Annotated in this window: 1 protein-coding gene; it reads left to right on the forward strand. The window is 68.3% G+C overall.

Annotated features, from left to right (window positions below):
• Nucleotides 1–221: 221 nt before the first annotated feature.
• On the forward strand, nt 222–1,442 hold a 1,221-nt coding region (locus tag BJF77_RS02850; RefSeq protein ID WP_255396109.1), incomplete at its 3' end, for a cytochrome c biogenesis protein ResB.

Genomic DNA, 1,442 nt, shown 5'->3' on the forward strand with positions numbered 1-1,442 from the left:
ATCCTCGAAACGCTCCTGGCCGACGTGGCGGCTGAGACGGCATGAGCACCGGCACTCCACCCGGTCCCCGCCCCGGGGACGAAGAGGTCACCGTGAGCGCCACCGGCGACGCCGAGAACACTCCCGAGGACACCACCAGCAGAAATGCCCGGAGTGCTCCCTCCGGCGGGTCCGGCCAGGGTCCCGGCGATGTCGAGGTTCCGGTTCTGGGACCAGTGGGCATGGCCCGGTGGGCCTGGACCCAGCTGACGAAGATGAATACCGCCCTGTTCCTGCTGCTGCTGCTGGCCGTCGCGGCTGTGCCCGGGTCGATCTTCCCCCAGCGCATCCAGGACCCCGCTCGGGTGAGCGACTACATCGACAACAACCCGACCCTGGGACCGTGGCTGGACCGGTTGCAGCTTTTCGATGTTTTCTCCTCGGCGTGGTTCTCCGCGATCTACATCCTGCTGTTCGTCTCCCTGGTGGGCTGCGTGCTCCCGCGGGCGGGCAAGCACTGGCGGGCGTGGCGGGCCGAGCCTCCGCGCACCCCACGTCGGCTGGAGCGGCTGCCCGAACACCGGTCCCTGACCCTGGGCGGGTGCGACAGCGCGGCGGCACCGGCCCCGGACGAGGTCGTGGCTGAGGCCGCCCGGCTGCTCAAAAGGCGCGGCTATCGGGTGGCCGTACGCGAGACCGGCACGGCCGCCCCGTCGGTGGCCGCCGAGCGGGGGATGTGGAAGGAGGTCGGCAACGTCGTCTTCCACCTGGCCCTGCTGGGGGTGCTGATCTCCGTGGCCGTGGGCTCTTTGTTCGGCTACAAGGGGCAGAAAATCTTGGTGGAGGACGAGTCCTTCGTGAACACCCTGATCGGCTATGACTCCTTCACCCCGGGCACCAATTACAACCCCGATTGGCTGCCCCCTTTCTCGTTGCGCCTGGACGACTTCTCCTCCGAGTTCTACCGCGACACCACCAACCCTCGGAACTACGGGGCCCCGATCGACTTCACCGCCGAGGTCACCATCGAGGACGCCCCCGGTGCGGCCCCGCGGCAGGAGACGTTGAAAGTCAATGCACCGGTCAACGTCGACGGGGTGAAGTCCTACCTGGTGGGCAACGGCTACGCCCCGGTGATCCGGGTGACCGACGGCAACGGGGAGGTGGCGTTCGAGGGCCCGGTGGTGACGATCCCGGTCGATGGGGTCTACACCTCCAACCTGACCCTCAAGGTCCCCGACGCGCGCCCCGACCAGCTGGGCTTCACCGGGTTGCTGCTGCCCACCGCGGTCACCGGCCCGGACGGGATGCCGCGCTCGGGCGATCCGGGTCTGGCCAACCCCCGCCTGATCCTGTCCTCCTACTACGGGGATCTGGGCCTGGACACCGGTAAGCCGCAGAACGTGTACGTCCTCGACGTGGCACCGCTCACCGAGCTCAACTCGATGATGAGTGACAACGGG

The organism is Kocuria sp. CNJ-770, from assembly GCF_001942375.1.
Lineage (GTDB): Bacteria > Actinomycetota > Actinomycetes > Actinomycetales > Micrococcaceae > Kocuria > Kocuria oceani.